The sequence below is a fragment of the Bifidobacterium sp. ESL0728 genome, assembly GCF_029392015.1.
GTDB lineage: Bacteria > Actinomycetota > Actinomycetes > Actinomycetales > Bifidobacteriaceae > Bifidobacterium.
The window spans coordinates 1,175,141-1,190,930 of sequence record NZ_CP113925.1; the positions used below are offsets into that span (position 1 = coordinate 1,175,141).

The following is a 15,790-nucleotide window of genomic DNA, read 5'->3' on the forward strand; positions in this document are numbered from 1 at the left end:
GAAGTGTGCGCTATTAAACAGTCAATCCTTGATAACTGTTCGTTTCGGCACGATAGTGATGCCGTCTTTGACGGTGAATCCGCGGGCTCGATCATGTTCAAGGTCGATGCCGACGGTTGCGTTCTCCTCCAGAATGACGTTTTTATCGAGAATGGCCTTGCAGACTCGTGCGCGACGCCCGACGATGACCCCGTCGAAGAGGATGGAATCGACAACCTGCGACCATGAATTGACGCGGACATTCGGTGAAAGCACCGAATGCTGCACGTCGCCGCCAGATACGATGACGCTCGGGGAGATGATGGATTCGGTTGCCCGTCCGATGCGGTTGGTCTCGGAACGTACGAACTTGGCCGGAGGCAGGTTGCCGGAAAGAGTATAAATCGGCCAATCCTGGTTGTACAGATTGAACGGGGGATTGTACTCGATTAGATCCATGTGGGCCTCATAGAACTGCTTGATCGTACCTACGTCGCGCCAATAGGCGCGGTCGTAATCGGTGGCTCCGGGAATCTCGTTCTCGCTGAAATCGTAGACACCGGCCTCGTGACGTTCTGAGAAGTAGGGAGCGATGTCGCCGCCCATATCGTGCTTGGTGTCCTCGGCCTTTTCGTCACGGGCCAAGGCATCGAAGAGCGCGTCGGTGTTGGCGATATAGTTGCCCATGGAAGCGAGAATCTGGTCAGGATGGCCGGGCATGCCTTCGGTGGTTTCCGGCTTTTCCTTGAACCCACGAATCATATGAGGATGATCGGGGTCGACGTCGATGACACCGAACTGGTTGGATGCCTCGATTGGTTGTCGGATGCCGGCGACGGTGAATTCCGCTCCGGATTCGATATGTTGTTTCAGCATCTGGCCAAAGTCCATGCGATAGACGTGATCCGCCCCGACGATGACCACATAATCCGGCTGCTCGTCTTCAATAATGTTGATGGTCTGGTAAACAGCGTCTGCAGAACCCAGATACCAATGCTTGCCTAGCCGTTGCTGCGCCGGGACGGGGGAGACGTACGCGTCGAGCAGTGGGGAGAAGCGCCAGACCTTGGAGATATGACGGTCCAGCGAATGCGATTTGTATTGCGTCAATACGACAATTTGCGAATAACCGGAATTGACCAGATTGCTCAGCGGAAAATCGATGAGACGATAGACGCCCCCGAAGGGAACCGCAGGCTTGGCACGGTCTCGCGTCAACGGCATCAGACGTGTACCTTCGCCGCCGGCCAGTACGATAGCCAGTACTTTAGGACTCTTCGCCATTTCATACCCCCTGATTGCCGCTTCCTGCCGGCCATTTCCGATTTCCGACCCAAGTTACAGATGCAATATGAATCGTTCTCACGATACCTGCAAAGCCGCGAGAAGTTCATCTTTGCACACGACCATTTCTGTTCAATACTGTATCGGATTGAGGCGACGCGAAACGCCCGAGAGACCGCTGGGCGTCTAATTAATTCTTGACGCGGGTTTCATAGAAGGCGACAGCACTGGAAGCTGCCACGTTAAGGCTGTCAACGCCGTTGCTCATGGGGATTTTGACGGTGAGATCGGTGTTGGCGATGGTACGATGTGATAGCCCGTCGCCTTCCGTACCGAAGACCAGTGCGAGCTTATCGATATGGTCGGTTTCATTCGGGGAATTGTCGAGTCTTCTCGTCAGTTCATCCAGACTGATGGAATCGTCGGTCAAGGCCATGGCCACGGTGGTGAAGCCGAGATCGTTCAGTTCTCTGAGCCCCTGAACCGGCCAGTATTTCCGGTCTTCCTCTTTGGTGTGACGGTTACGAGAAGTGGAATTAAAGTTTGGCCGGAGCTTGCTTTTAACATTCCGATTGTCTATTTCTACATTGTTTTTCAACGAACCATTTTCGCCGTCAGCGGCTACGTCAACATCATTGGTTTCAACATAATCAGACGTGGTTATCGCGCGATTTTGCAAAGCCTTGTAATTCTTCGTGTCGCTATTTTCGTCATCGCTTTCCAATGTTTCGGCGTCGATACGCGTCCACGGTACTTGAAAAACGGTGCCCATTGAAACTCGTGCCGCACGACGGTAAAGCGGATCGCCACAGGAAGGCGTGACCAACACGGCATCCACATCAAGTGCGGCCGCCGAACGCATAATTGCACCGACGTTGGTGTGGTCGACGATATTTTCCATGACGGCAATCCGCCGTGCATCCTTGCAAAGTTCTCTCACGGTCGGCAGTTTCCAGCGACGCATCGCGGCCAAAGCCCCGCGATGCAGTCGATAACCGGTCAGTTTCTTGAGCTGTTCAGGCGATGCTACATAAACCGGAATATCTTTGCCCCAGCGCCTGTCAATGCGTTCGAACATATCCGCCATCCCGGCAAGCCAAGGTTCCTCGACGAGCAATGAGACAGGTTCTCGCCCTGCAGCCAGCGCCCGATCGATGACTTTGGGAGATTCGGCGATGAAAATGCCCTTTTCGGGTTCGAGTCGGTTGCGCAGTTGCGCTTCGGTAAGGCTTACATACGCGGCCACCCGTTCGTCGTCGACCGACTCAATATTGATGATCCGCATGCTCTATAGTCCTTTTGATAACGAAACCGCTATAAAAACCGTGTCCCTCTTGTGCTTTCCGTGCTCAAATTGGGCTAAAGCCAGAAGCCAAAAGTGGCCAGATACACTGAAACCCCTTGATTTCCAAGGGGTCTCTGGTTTTTAGTTTTCGTGCCCAGGACGGGAGTTGAACCCGTACTCCTGTAAAATTATAGGAACTAGCACCTCAAGCTAGCGCGTCTACCATTCCGCCACCTGGGCAGGTGTCGTTCAAGCAACAGATAGAACTATACACCATTCCGCCGCCGTTTGGCAGGCCGGTGTGTCGAAAGGCTTTATTTGATTGGTAAAATCCATTTTCCGTTCCCGCTGCTTGGCCGCGAATACGGTTACCAAAGTTCGAATGATGAGTCCACATCATTGACCGAATATTCTTAAGGGACACACGATAGAATAGGGCCTTGTTCGTTGGATATACCGGAAATTGGGGACGTTATGGCGCAAGCAGGGAAGTCACGGAACAGTGGAAAGAAACGTGTCATGCGTGTCGCCTTGGCCATATTGCTGGTGGTCGCTTTGGTCATCGTTTTGGGTATGGCCTTCTTCAATCCTGCGTATTCCTATTATCGCAAAGGCATGGGGCAGTGTGTGCAATGGGGGAATTCGTATAAGCTTGCCGCTTCTCATTTGGATACGCTGATTTCGCAAGATTCCGCATTGATTAAGCAAACGGGAACGAACGACGGATCGCACCACGAAACCATATCTGGCCACACACTTGAACAGGCGCAAAGCGCTTTGAAAACCGCGCAAAACCAACGCAGGCAGATCGCAGCTCAGGAATCCGCCAATCCTGTGATGGCGTGCACCACCAGACAGTTGACGCCGAAGCTCAACGCCGAAACCAAGCGCGAACGTGGATGGACGGCGATGTCGCAACGTCAGATTGGGGCATTGAACAAGGCATTCAGACCGATGCTTGTCTTGCGTGACGCTGATGTCGAAGCTTCCAACGTCGCACGGACCGAGCTCAAGGCCGTTTCCGACGGGGTGGCGGGTTTCGCCAAGTCCGAGAAAGACAGTATCCAAAGCGCGACGCTGGCGGAACTGACCAAGGCGGTCGATCAGGCGAACGAGGATGCGGCGAAAGCCGCTCCGTATTCGGTTTGCAAACAAGACGAAAACAGGCTTTATGCTGCCGCAGACAAAGCCGTGGCCGAACATAATAAGGCCCGGGACGTCGATTGCGACGCGCAACGATGTGTCGCTCTGACCTTCGACGACGGGCCTGACCCGAAGTTGACGCCGGAACTATTGCTTGACCTCAAATCTGGCAATGCGAAGGCCACGTTCTTCGAGATGGGTCAGAAGGTGCAGGCCGACGGCGGGGCGCTCGCACGTCAGGTCTCGCAAGCCGGCTTCCCGGTGGAAAGTCATACTTGGAGTCATGAGGATCTGCCGGCCATCATGCAGAACCATCATGAGCAGCAGCAGATTGACGACACCGGCAATGCCATCGGTTCGGCTACGGGATTTTCCGTCAACTTCGTGCGTCCGCCGCATGGTGCCGCCGACGAAGCCAGCCGCACGTATATCGGCCAGCAGACCGGTGCCGCGATTGCCGTTTACGGTGTGGATTCCTACGATTGGTCAAATGGTGCCACCTCATCGTCCCTGACGCGAAAAATTATGTCGCAGGTCGATCCCGGATCGATTGTTTTGATGCACGATATCCATCCGCATACCGTGGCCGCAGTTCCGGATGTCATCGCCCAACTGAGAAAGAAGGGCTATCATTTCGTCACCATTCCGGAACTGACCGGCGAGTATCCGCGCGCGGGTGCCGTTTATTATTCGCGCGACGATATTCTGCGGATGTAACCTGTCTCCATGGGCAATGTGTCGCCGCAAGATTTGCCGAGAATTTCTTGTTTTATTAAATATGGAAAAATAGCAGAAAGTAATTATTCAAGCAACTGTGGAAACCGTTCGTCCGAGCTTCCGGTAGCCTTGAACTATGACAAGTCCACTTTTCGTATTTGACGCCGAGCGCGACGACGTGCCGGTCAACCGCGACGAGCTGCGAGCTGGCTGGACGATAACCTTGCCGCCCGCCATCAAACGGCACGCGATGGGGGCCATGCGTCTGCAGAACGGTGAGAAGCTCCAGCTTTCCGACGGGCGCGGGTTGCGTATCGATTGTGAAGTGGCCGATACCCAGAACGGATTGGTAAAAGTATCCGAATTTACGACAGAAGAACAGCCAATTACCCGGCTTGCGCTGGTGCAGGCGCTCGCGAAAACCGGGCACGACGAACAAGCCATCGACATGGCCACACAGATTGGCGTGGACGAAGTGGTACCTTGGCAGGCCAACCGTTCGATTTCGAAATGGAAGGCCGGACGTACTGACCGCAAATGGGAACAGACGCTGGTTGCTGCAACCGAACAATCGCGGCGAGCTTGGAAGCCAACTCTTGATGATTGCGTTTCCAGCAAGGGGGTCGTGGCAATTTGTCGGCGAGCCTGCGTACATCACGAGTTGGTGATCGTGCTGCATCAAGACGCGACATCGACCTGGGACGGCATCGAGCGGAAAGTCGCCGCGCTTGAGCAGCGTTGTCTTGACGATGGCAAACCTCGTAGAGTTTATGTTGTGGTAGGGCCTGAAGGCGGCATCAGCGACGATGAAGTGGAACAGTTCACCGGTGCAGGCGCGGAAGTTTGCGTGCTTGGCAGCAACATCATGCGTGCCTCGACTGCCGGCCCGGTGGCTTTGACATTGCTGGCTCGGGCGCTGGGACGGTTTGCCTGAAACTTGGTTTGATATCACTGTATTTTGTGGTGATTTTGCAGGTTCGTGTGTGGCCTTTTCTGCTGAATCCGGTAAGGTAATACGAAAATTTATAAATATCCTTGTGACACCAGCGTAATTATCCGTGCGGGCTAATAGCATGGGGGAGTAGGGCGCAACCGCGTCCCGAAAGCTTACACAAGGAGCATATATGGCCGACGATTGCCTGTTCTGCAAGATCATCGCGGGCGAGATCCCCAGCACCAAGGTGTACGAAGACGACACCACTTACGCATTCAAGGATGTCAATCCCAAAGCGAAGGTGCACGTATTGATCGTGCCGAAGAAGCATTACGCGAATGTAGCCGAACTGGCCAAAGCCGACCCTGCCGAACTCGCCCACATCGTCGAGACAGCCCAGTCCATCGCCGATAAGGAATTTCACGGCGCCTATCGTCTCATCTTCAACACCGGCAAGGATGCCGGCCAGTCGGTCTTCCACGTGCACGCGCATGTGCTGACCGGCGAGACGATGGAAGAGTAGGAGAGCGGTGGCCAGCGCAAAACGAGTCATCACCATTCCCACCGAACTCGACCCGGTGACCGTACTGGGTTCGGGCGACAAGGTTCTTGCCGAGGTGCAGCATGCCTTCCCTGAGGTCAACGTGTTCGTGCGGGGCAATCGCATCGAGATTTCCGCCTACAACAAGCGTGATGATGTCGAGGCTGACAAGGTTTCGGACGTGTTGAACAACATCATCGACGCGGCGTACAAGGCTCCGGCCGACGCGATGAACGTGCGGCGGATGCTTGAGGCCCGGCAGGTCGGCAAGAAGGCCGGGCTGATGGGCGATGGCGGTCGCGGGCATGGTTATGCCGGGCATTCGTATACGCGCGGGTTCGCTGCTGCCGGCGCTGGCTCACGGACGCAATCTCGTTTGTTCCAGGATGACGATGCCTACGCTGATGAAGCCAAGCGTTCCGCTGCAAACCGCCATGTTCCGGGTGTCATAGCATTCGCCAACGGCGAGCCGGTTCGTGCGAAAACCGCCGGTCAAGTCTTCTACGTTCGCGCCATCGATGCCAATACCATCACTTTTGCCATCGGCCCCGCTGGAACTGGCAAGACCTATCTCGCCGTCGCCAAGGCCGTGCGTGCGTTCGAAGACGGACGGGTGAGCCGCATCATCCTCACGCGTCCGGCCGTCGAAGCCGGCGAAAGCCTCGGCTATCTGCCGGGCACGTTGAACGATAAAGTCGATCCGTATCTGCGGCCGCTCTATGATGCGCTTTCAGACATGCTGGGTGCCGGCCAGATGCACCGCTACATGACCGACGGCACCATTGAGGTCGCACCGCTGGCCTACATGCGCGGCCGTACGCTGAACGATGCCTTCGTCATCCTCGATGAGGCGCAAAACACCACCGAACAACAGATGAAGATGTTTCTGACGCGTCTTGGTTTCAATACCAAGATGGTCATCACCGGTGATGTCACGCAGATTGATCTGGCTGTGCCGCATTCAGGACTCAAGTCCATCGAATCGATTCTCGGCGATATCGACGGCATTAGTTTCGCTCATCTCGGCGCGAAAGACGTGGTGCGTCACGAACTGGTCGGCAAGATCGTGCAGGCTTACGATGCGCACGCTGAGCATGCTGCCGGTGAAGCCGGACGCAAGGCTGGACGTGCAATGTCCAAGTCCGCTAATGCAGTGAAACAGCAAACGGATGCTGACAGTGTCGTAAAATCTCAAGCAAAGCTGGACGAAACCGTTAATTCGGTATCTGAATCCCTTAAAGACGAAGCAGGCCAAAGCGGAAAGGAACGCCGTTGAGCGTCGAAGTCACCAATGAGACGGTCTGGCAGATCGACCCGAAACTCTTTTCCGACTTGGGTTTGTGGGTGATGGAACGCATGCAGGTGAGCACGCAGTCCGACCTGACCATCCTTTTCGTCGACCCTGATCCGATCGCTCAGCTGCACATGCGCTGGATGCAGCTCGAAGGCCCGACCGACGTGATGAGCTTCCCGATGGATGAGCTGCGCCCCGGGGAGGACGGCAAGATCATGGAAGGTGTTTTGGGCGATATCGTCATCTGCCCGTGGGTCGCGCAGCAGCAGGCCGCGGCCGCCGGCCATTCCACGATGGACGAGATGATGCTTTTGGCCATTCATGGAACCTTGCACTTGCTGGGTTATGACCACGTCGACCCTGAGCAGGAACGACAGATGTTCGCTCTGCAACGGCAGCTTTTGCTCACGTTTTTTGCAGTCCGTGACGAGCCGGTTCCGCAAGCTGTGCTGCCGGCAGGTTCCACCGATTTGCTGGCGCAATGGGATGCAAACCATATTTCAGGAAATAACAAAGAATCGTGACGGTACTTGCGAGTTTGTTGTCGCAAGAATTATGAATTGGATTTGTCTTTTGTTCTATTTGCTGACAATACTTGAGCACTATCGTGCCTTGCGAATAAGCTCGAAGATACCAGTATTTGATAGACGAATAACTATCGTAATGAATCGGCAAATCGTATTGAGGACTAGGAAAGCACGCAGAATATGGATACCCTGACCGTCGCCACCGTGGTTGTGCTCGTTATCGTGGCGGCACTGCTGGTGTGGCTGTCGCTCATGATGGCTTCGAGCGAATCCGCCGTTTCGCGTGTTACCAAGGCCAGCCTCAACAACCGGATTATCGAGATCCAGACCGATGATGAGGATCTTGGCAAATTCGTACAGGCCAAGCAGATCCGCAAGGTCCACAAGGTGCAGCGGCTCATTGTAGACCGTTACGCCACGGCCGGTTCCTGCGCGTTCTTTCGGATTTTCTGCAATGTGTTTGACGGGGTTTTGGTCGCGATTATCGTCATGTTGCTTTCCGAGCCGGTTTGGGTCGCATTGGTTACTGGTGTGATTTTTGCGCTGATTGTCGCGGTGGTGTCGGTTTTGCTGCGTCCGCGTTCCGCCGGTGCCTCCAAACCGCTCGACGTGATGATGAGATTCTCCAGCATCATTTCGCTGGCCGTTGTCCTGACACCGTTCGCCAAAGCGGGAGAAGGCAAGGAACAGCGTCGTAGAGACAAGGAAGACGAGCTTTCCGACGACGAGGAGCTTGAGAAAATCCAACGAGAGCAGGGGCGTGCGACCATCGACCGGTTGGTCGAAACCGATGATTTTGACCCGGAAGTGGCAGAAATGCTGCGCAATGTCTTGATGCTTTCCGACACGTTGACCCGCGAGATCATGGTGCCCAGAACAGACATGATCTGCGTCGAATCCGATTCCTCGCTCGAACATTTCCTGCAACTTTGTTCGCGTTCCGGCTTCTCGCGTATCCCGATTATCGGTGAGGATGTCGATGACTTGGTCGGCATGGCCTATCTGAAGGATGCTGTACGCGCAACAGCCTTCAATCCGGAAGCCCGAACCCGTGAGGTCAAGTCCATTTGCCGTCAGCCAATGCTGGTGCCGGAATCCAAGCCGGTTGATGATCTTTTCCACGAGATGCAGCGCACGCGCCAGCATGTGGCCGTGGTGGTCGATGAATACGGCGGCATCGCGGGTCTGGTCACCATTGAGGACGCCATCGAGCAGATCGTAGGTGAGCTGGAAGACGAGCACGACCGTATCCAGCACGCCGAGCCCAAGAAGATCGGCGACCACAAGTGGCAGATGCCCGCCCGCACGCCTATCGCCGATCTTGAGGAATTGTTTGAAGTCGATATCGACGAAGACGATGTGGACACCGTTTATGGCCTTTTGACCAAGTTGCTTGGCCGTGTGCCGATTGTTGGTATGAGCGCGGTAACACGAGGCCTACGCTTGACCGCTGTCGATTCCGCTGGTCGCCGTAAAAAGGTCTCCACTATCGTGGTTGAGCCTGCAACGCTTGACATGGCTGAAAAGCAGGATGAAGACGATGACGAAGAAATTAATCGAGATAAGAATCAGGACGTAAAGGAAAACGAAAAGCATGACTGATAGCAACAACAACGAACAACAGAGCGGAAGCAAAGAACCGTACCGTTCCGGCTTCGTGGCCGTGGTCGGTCGACCGAACGTCGGGAAGTCCACGCTGATCAATTCGCTGATTGGCACTCAGGTCGCCATCGCCTCCTCGCGTCCAGAGACCACGCGTAAGGCCATTCGTGGCATCCTGACCACCGACAATGCCCAGCTAGTACTGGTCGATACCCCTGGTATCCATCGTCCTCGCACGCTGCTTGGCCAGCGTCTCAACGACGTGGTGGACGAATCGCTGAGTGACGTGGACGAGATCGCATTCCTGCTGCCTGCCGATCAGGAGATCGGGCCGGGGGACAAGCGTATCTTGAGCCGTCTGCGCAGCGAGTTCGCTCGCAAAGTTGATAGCGGCAAAAACGGCAATGGTTCACAAAACAACAAGCAGAAAAGTGACCACGAGCAGGGCAAGTTCGTCTGGAAAGTGCCGCTGATCGCCATTGTCACTAAAATCGACGAGCTCAACCGTCAGGAGCTGATGGCCAAGCTCATCGAGATCAGCCAATTCGCCGACTTCACCGATGTGGTTCCGGTCAGTGCGCTGGAGCGCGATAATGTCGCCGAGGTCAAGCGTGTGCTCATCGAGAACATGCCCGAGGGCCCGCAGATGTATCCCGATGACCAGATCACCGAGGAAAAGCCGGAGGACACCATCGCCGAATTGGTACGTGGCGCGTTCCTTGAAGAATTGGATGACGAGCTGCCGCATTCGCTGGCCGTGGTTGTGGACTCCATCGACCGGCCTGGTGAATCCGACAATCCCGAAACCGAGGACGGCAAGGCGCACGTCATGGTCTCCATCTATGTCGAACGCGACTCCCAGAAGCCCATCATCATCGGCCACCGCGCCGAGCACCTGGTCCAGGTCAAGAAGCGCCTGCGCACCGCCGTCAACCGCATCGTAGGCCAAAAGTCCAAGCTCGACCTCCACGTCAAGGTCGCCAAAGGCTGGCAGTCCGACCCCAAGCAGCTGGAGCGTTTGGGGTTCTAAGAGTAAGTGGCATTATATTGAGGTAGATTACTTAATCAGTTTGTGGATTTTTGTGGATTGGCGGCTCTTTGAGCAATATCTGGGCGACGGTGTCGGTGGTAATGAGACATGTTGCCAGGCCGGAAAGGCAAATTGCCCTGATTGCATTTGATTTCTCTTTGCCGCCCGCCAAAAAAACAACGATTGGTGTATTGCGTAATTCCTCAACATTTATTGATATTCTGCGTTCGTTGATTGGCAGATTTAGATAATTACCAAACTCGTCAAAGAACATTCCCCCACATTCCGCGATAGCTCCCATTTTGTTGAGTTTCTCTGCATCTTCCGGAGAAATATGTTGCTCAAGTTGTGTCACTCTGGGGTTCCAAGATCCTATTGACAAAAAAGCCATGTCAAGCTTTGAATAATAAGAAAGGGTTTCTGCGACAGCTGGTTCCATCTTTGTTACCATGGCTGATGTTGAGGTGGGCGAAAATAGTGGAGCGAAAAGTGCTTTGGCAGAGGAACCTGAACCAATTGTCATTTGATTAAGAATCGCTATCGGAGATTGTGAGGGGTCGTTGCCGACCACTCCTGTCAATTGCACAAAAGTGGCCCTCGGCAGATTGGAGATATGTCGGGCGATTGGTAGCAAGGTTCTACCCCATGAAAAGCCAATGGATTCGCCTTCGTGGATATGTTCCATAAGGTATTTTGCTCCAGCTTCTCCGAGTAGGTCGCGTTCCACTGAAATATCATGTGAGCTTGGCACAATGATGACTTGTTTGAGGCCTAAATGTTGTCGTAGATGTTGGGAAAGTTCAGGTGAAGTCGGAGAATCGTCGTGGATTTGGATGCTGACAACGCCTTTATTACGTGCTTCTGCGATGAGTCTTGCTACTTTAAAACGTGATAATTCCAAAGATGACGCGATTTCTGATTTGGTCTCGTCGCAAATATAAAAACGTCTCGCGATTTCACCAAGTAATGCGTTGTCTTCCTGTTGTCTGTCATCCATGATTATGCTCCAGATATCTGTTGATTATATCTATGTTGTTTTATTTATATACAACCTTTTGAGATTTATGATATAACAATTTGCTCAAATGAGCATAAAATACTAGTTGAACTCACATTCGAGTGCATCTATATTATATTTTGTTCGAACAGTCGGTTTAAGAGAACGAGCGAAGGAGCTTATATGAAATCTCGTTTTAAAATGCCACAGGAGTTAGGTGTACTCATCGTGGTGCTTCTGGTCGCGGTCCTTATGGGGGTTCTGTCTCCGGAGTTCCGCACCGCAAGCAATCTTCAGGTGCTGTTGCTTAACGGATCGGTCGTCACGTTCCTGGCCTTGGGGCAGGCCTGCGTTCTGTTGACCGGTGGCATTGATCTGTCTGTCGGTTCCAACATCGCCTTGACCGGTATGATTGCGGCTCTGGCGATGCGTTCCGGCCTTTCTTGGTGGGTTGCCGCTTTGTTGGCAATCGTCACTGGAATCGTCGTCGGTCTCTTCAATGGTGCAGTTATTCATTATGGTCATATGCCTCCGTTCATTGTAACGTTCGCAACGTTCGGTATTTCCGCCTCCATTCCTAAGATTCTGACCCAGGCGAAATCGGTGACGGTTTCCGACCCGATGTTTGCCTTCTTCGGCAGGGGCAGCCTCTTTGGCATTCCGATGCCTATCATCATGGTCGTCATCGCGGCTGTGATAATCGGTGTGGTGCTTAGTAACACCGCAACGGGTGTCCATGTCTATGCGGTCGGTGGCAACGCCGATACCGCCAGACTTTCGGGAATCAATATCGCTCGGACGACGATTTTCGTCTACGTTGTCTCCGGTATTTGCGCTGCATTCGCCGGTATCATCACCGCTTCGCGTCTGATGGTCGGCTATCCTACTGCAGGTTCCGGCAACGAACAGTTCTATTCCATCGCTTCGGCAGTGGTTGGAGGCGTGAGCCTCTTTGGTGGAGTCGGAACGATTCTCGGTGCTTTCATCGGTTCCTTGCTGATTGCCGAGGTTTCCAATGGCATGAACGTTATCGGCGTAGACAGCTACTGGCAGCCCCTCGTTATTGGTGTCATCATTCTTGTCGGCGTGTTGTTCGACACCAACAAGTCCCGTATCTCGTTCGGCAGGAAGAAGCATCTTGAAGCCACCTCGGCGTTGGTTGAGGAAGCCTCAAAGGTTGATGCCGAAAAAGACAACAAGTAAGAATATTCATTAGAAAGTAAAACAAGAAAGTAAATATAAGAAGGAAGAAAATCATGACCAGAAATTTCAAAAAACTATTGACACTGTGCCTCGCGCCGATTTTCGTGATGCCGCTCGTCGCGTGCTCGGGAGTGAACTCCGGAGTGACGGATGCCAAAAAAGAGAGTGCTGAACTCAAGGCACCGGCTTCATGCAATGTTTCTGACCCGCTGATTGCGGTATTGATGCCAAACCAGACAAACCCGTATTACGTCGCTATGAAGCAGGGCTTTGAAGAAGAAGCCAAGGCAAAGGGCATGAAGACGGAAGTATTGATTGCGGAAGACGACGATGCCAAGCAGCTTTCCCAAGCTGAGGCCGTAATCCAGAAGAAGCCCTGCGCTGTGGCTCTCAATCCTGTGAAGTCGGAGCCTGCTGCGGCCACCGTCAAGGCATTCAACGATGCCAAGATCCCCGTGTTCACCGTTAACATCTCGGTCGATCAGAAGGCTATGAAGGCCCAGGGCGCTTTCGTACAGCAGTATCTTGGAGCCGATAACAAAGAAGGCGGCGAGGTCAGCGCCAACATGGTCCTGAAGGATATGGGCAAGGACGCCAAGCTCAACATCGGCTTCGTCACCGAACCTGATGAGGCGGTCTCCGTGGAACGTGACGGAGGCTTCAAGGAGAAGATCGATGCGGACAAGAACGCCAAGGTCGTCGCCAAGGTCGATGGCAACGTGAAGATTACCGATGCTTTGGACGTCACCACCGATATGCTGCAGGGCAATCCTGATCTCAATGTCATCTTCGCTTCTTCCGGCCCCAACCTTCAAGGTGCTCTCGAAGCGGTCAACGCATCTGGCAAGGACATCAAGGTTTATGGCTTCTGCGCTGCTGATATCGCCCTCACCGGCAAGTATCAAGGTTGTGTCGCTCAGGAACCTGAGGATTATGCCCGCCGTGTGGTCAACCAGATTGTTAACTATAAGAAGTCTGGCAAGGTTCCTCCTCAGATTCTTCGTCCTCTTAAGGAATTCACTGCAGGCCAGAAGCCACAGCCAGGACAGGTAGGCTGAGGTATGTCGGAAAATAGTGGAAGGGAGTCTTCCATGGATTCCAAAGAAACTCAATGCTATCAAGCAATTGGAATCGAAAAGGATTTCGTGGGTGTCCCGGTCCTCCGAGGCGTGTCTCTGACACTGCACCCTGGTGAGATCATCGGTCTCGTCGGGCACAACGGTGCCGGGAAATCCACATTCCTAAGAGTCCTTTCCGGTGCCCATAAGCAAAGTGGTGGCACACTCAAACTTGATGGTAAGGAAATTTCGTTTGCCAGTCCTTCGGAAGCGATTGAAAACGGAATTTCCACCGTCTATCAAGAGTTGTCGCTGATGCCGAATCTGACTGTCGCTCAAAACATGTGGCTTGGCAGGGAGCAGCGTAGTCGGGCTGGTATGCTGCGCAAGAAAGCCATGAGTGATCAGGCGAAGAAGATCATCCAGGGCTTCGGGCTTGATGTCGACGTGGAGCATCTGGTCGGTTCGTACTCGGTGGCTACCCGACAATTGTTGGAGATCGCCATCGCCTGCAGCAAGAACACCAAGTACTTGCTGCTTGATGAGCCGACGACTTCGCTTGAAGGCGATCAGGTGACTGCGTTGATGGATTATCTGAAGCAACTGGCGAAAAAGCAGAATATCGGTATCCTCATCGTCAATCACAAGCTTGATGAGCTCTATCAGGTTGCCGACAGGATTGTGGCTTTGATGAATGGTCGTGTGGTCATCGATGCCTCTACTGCCACGGTTGATCGTGATGCTGTTGTCACCGCAATCGCCGGCGCGGATTATTCCAATTCCAAAGGGACCCAAAGCAGGGAAAGCACCACTGCTAAAGATTCCGGGAAAGTCACTCTGGAAGTCGATCACATCAGGGGAGGAGTGCTTCGCGATATCAGTTTCAAGGCAAAATCGGGAAGGATCCTCGGAATCTATGGCCTCGGAGGGGCCGGCAAGAGTGAGACCCTCAGAGCCATAGCAGGTGTGGCACCGGCGGAGGCGGGGAAGATTACCGTAAACGGTGATAACTACGCTCCCAAGGTTCCCAAAGATGCCATGAAGCGTGGCGTCGCATTCCTGACGGAAGAACGGAAAAAAGACGGCATTGTTCCACTGATGAACAGCTATCAGAATGTTGGTCTTCCCGTCTTGAAGCGATACGAAAAAAGCGGCTTCCTCAACAAGGACAAAATGAAAAAGGATACAGGGAGCATTCTCGATGAGCTTGGGCTCAAGGGAAGTCCCGAAAATCCTGTTGAGTCGCTTTCCGGTGGCAATCAGCAAAAGGTACTGTTGGCCAGAACCTTGGCTCAACGGCCTAACATCCTCTTGCTTGATGAACCGAGCAAAGGCGTCGATATCGGCGCCAAGGAGGAGATTCATACCATTTTGCGTTCCTTGGCCCATGAGAAAGGCATGACTGTTGTCATGGTTTCTTCCGAGGAAGAGGAAATCCTCGATGTTTCTGATGAAGTCATCGTTCTGGGTGAGGGTAAGGTCCTTGCAGGTCCTCTTCCAGTTGGTTCGGTTTCAGAGTCGTCATTGAGGAAACTCGCTTGGACCGAAGACAAGGAAGGCGCGTGATGGCTGAAAATAATCACGATAACGATATAGCAGAAATCAAGAATCTCATTCGAGGAGAGTCGAAGGCCGTCGCCGATCTTGAAGGTGTCTTTGATGACAGCTTTGAGAAGGTGGTGGATATGGTCTCTTCCGCTCAGACCGTGCTTACCACTGCTGTAGGTAATTCCGGTGCGATCGCTTCTCGAATGGCTCATGTTCTTGCGCTGTGTGGTGCGCCTGCTTTTTATCTCAACTCCGATTTGGCTCTTCATGGGTCTGTCGGGGCGGTAAAAAGCGGTGACGTGATTATTGCGGTGAGCAAAGGCGGTGTGACCGATGAAGTGAATGATTTTGTGAAACTGTCGCTTGACGCCGGTGCCAAAGTCGTCGCTGTAACGCAATCACCTGAATCACCGTTGGCCAATATGGCGACTATGGTCCAGGCATTGCCCCATACGGATGCTGACCCTGAGGGTTATATCGGTATGGGAACCTCGTTGGCGCAAGCCGCTTGGGGTGATGCCTTGGCCTTGGCTATTCATCTGAGACGTGGTGAAAACGCCAAGGACATCGCTTCCCGGCATCCGGCTGGTTTGGTCGGTAAGTTATCGCGTTCTGTCTGATTCATGTCAGAGAAGGTTAATTGGAGAG

At 53.5% G+C, this 15,790-nt stretch carries 14 protein-coding genes and 1 tRNA gene; 11 read left to right on the forward strand and 4 right to left on the reverse strand.

What is annotated here, in order from left to right:
* Window positions 1–21: 21 nt before the first annotated feature.
* The 3 genes from glgC to OZX67_RS04545 all read right to left on the reverse strand — a co-directional run bounded on the left by glgC (window position 22) and on the right by OZX67_RS04545 (window position 2,788).
* Entirely contained in the window at window positions 22–1,263 is a 1,242-nt protein-coding gene (gene glgC / locus OZX67_RS04530) for a glucose-1-phosphate adenylyltransferase (protein ID WP_277144613.1), read from the reverse strand.
* A gap of 190 nt (window positions 1,264–1,453) precedes the next feature.
* On the reverse strand, window positions 1,454–2,548 hold the full coding sequence (locus tag OZX67_RS09625; RefSeq protein ID WP_348519614.1) for an RNA methyltransferase: 1,095 nt from the start codon (window positions 2,546–2,548) through the stop codon (window positions 1,454–1,456).
* Between the two features lie 151 nt (window positions 2,549–2,699).
* Window positions 2,700–2,788: transfer RNA gene (locus OZX67_RS04545), tRNA-Leu, on the reverse strand.
* A 234-nt stretch (window positions 2,789–3,022) separates the two neighbouring features.
* Between OZX67_RS04545 and OZX67_RS04550 the strand changes: the two genes are divergently transcribed.
* From OZX67_RS04550 to era, 7 genes are all read left to right on the forward strand, one after another.
* Window positions 3,023–4,408: a polysaccharide deacetylase family protein gene (locus OZX67_RS04550; RefSeq protein ID WP_277144615.1), complete on the forward strand. Its 1,386-nt coding sequence runs from the start codon at window positions 3,023–3,025 to the stop codon at window positions 4,406–4,408.
* A gap of 136 nt (window positions 4,409–4,544) precedes the next feature.
* Window positions 4,545–5,342 carry a 16S rRNA (uracil(1498)-N(3))-methyltransferase gene (locus tag OZX67_RS04555; RefSeq protein ID WP_277144616.1) on the forward strand — a complete coding sequence of 266 codons (798 nt, stop codon included), beginning with the start codon at window positions 4,545–4,547 and terminating at the stop codon, window positions 5,340–5,342.
* Window positions 5,343–5,532: 190 nt separating this feature from the next.
* Window positions 5,533–5,865, forward strand: a complete 333-nt coding sequence (locus OZX67_RS04560; RefSeq protein WP_277144618.1) for a histidine triad nucleotide-binding protein — start codon at window positions 5,533–5,535, stop codon at window positions 5,863–5,865.
* Between the two features lie 7 nt (window positions 5,866–5,872).
* Window positions 5,873–7,159, forward strand: a complete 1,287-nt coding sequence (locus tag OZX67_RS04565; RefSeq protein ID WP_277144619.1) for a PhoH family protein — start codon at window positions 5,873–5,875, stop codon at window positions 7,157–7,159.
* Complete coding sequence (ybeY, locus tag OZX67_RS04570; protein ID WP_277144622.1) at window positions 7,156–7,701, forward strand: rRNA maturation RNase YbeY; 546 nt, start codon at window positions 7,156–7,158, stop codon at window positions 7,699–7,701. The genes OZX67_RS04565 and ybeY overlap by 4 nt, the downstream gene beginning before the upstream one ends.
* Window positions 7,702–7,884: 183 nt before the next feature.
* Window positions 7,885–9,306: a CBS domain-containing protein gene (locus OZX67_RS04575; RefSeq protein WP_277144624.1), complete on the forward strand. Its 1,422-nt coding sequence runs from the start codon at window positions 7,885–7,887 to the stop codon at window positions 9,304–9,306.
* Window positions 9,299–10,336 carry a GTPase Era gene (era, locus tag OZX67_RS04580; protein ID WP_277144626.1) on the forward strand — a complete coding sequence of 346 codons (1,038 nt, stop codon included), beginning with the start codon at window positions 9,299–9,301 and terminating at the stop codon, window positions 10,334–10,336. The genes OZX67_RS04575 and era overlap by 8 nt, the downstream gene beginning before the upstream one ends.
* A gap of 31 nt (window positions 10,337–10,367) precedes the next feature.
* On the opposite strand, the gene OZX67_RS04585 is transcribed toward era, so the two are convergent.
* On the reverse strand, window positions 10,368–11,333 hold the full coding sequence (locus OZX67_RS04585) for a sugar-binding domain-containing protein (protein WP_277144628.1): 966 nt from the start codon (window positions 11,331–11,333) through the stop codon (window positions 10,368–10,370).
* 183 nt (window positions 11,334–11,516) lie between these two features.
* Between OZX67_RS04585 and OZX67_RS04590 the strand changes: the two genes are divergently transcribed.
* From OZX67_RS04590 to OZX67_RS04605, 4 genes are read left to right on the forward strand one after another with little or no spacing between them, the layout of a single operon-like run.
* Window positions 11,517–12,536, forward strand: coding sequence for an ABC transporter permease (locus OZX67_RS04590; RefSeq protein WP_277144630.1), 1,020 nt, complete (start codon window positions 11,517–11,519; stop codon window positions 12,534–12,536).
* Window positions 12,537–12,589: 53 nt separating this feature from the next.
* Window positions 12,590–13,594, forward strand: coding sequence for a substrate-binding domain-containing protein (locus OZX67_RS04595; protein ID WP_277144632.1), 1,005 nt, complete (start codon window positions 12,590–12,592; stop codon window positions 13,592–13,594).
* 33 nt (window positions 13,595–13,627) lie between these two features.
* Window positions 13,628–15,160 (forward strand): sugar ABC transporter ATP-binding protein, encoded by a 1,533-nt coding sequence (locus OZX67_RS04600; RefSeq protein ID WP_277144634.1) that lies wholly within the window; start codon window positions 13,628–13,630, stop codon window positions 15,158–15,160.
* Window positions 15,160–15,762 (forward strand): SIS domain-containing protein, encoded by a 603-nt coding sequence (locus OZX67_RS04605; protein WP_277144636.1) that lies wholly within the window; start codon window positions 15,160–15,162, stop codon window positions 15,760–15,762. Before OZX67_RS04600 ends, OZX67_RS04605 begins: the two co-directional genes overlap by 1 nt.
* The last annotated feature ends 28 nt before the right edge of the window (window positions 15,763–15,790 follow it).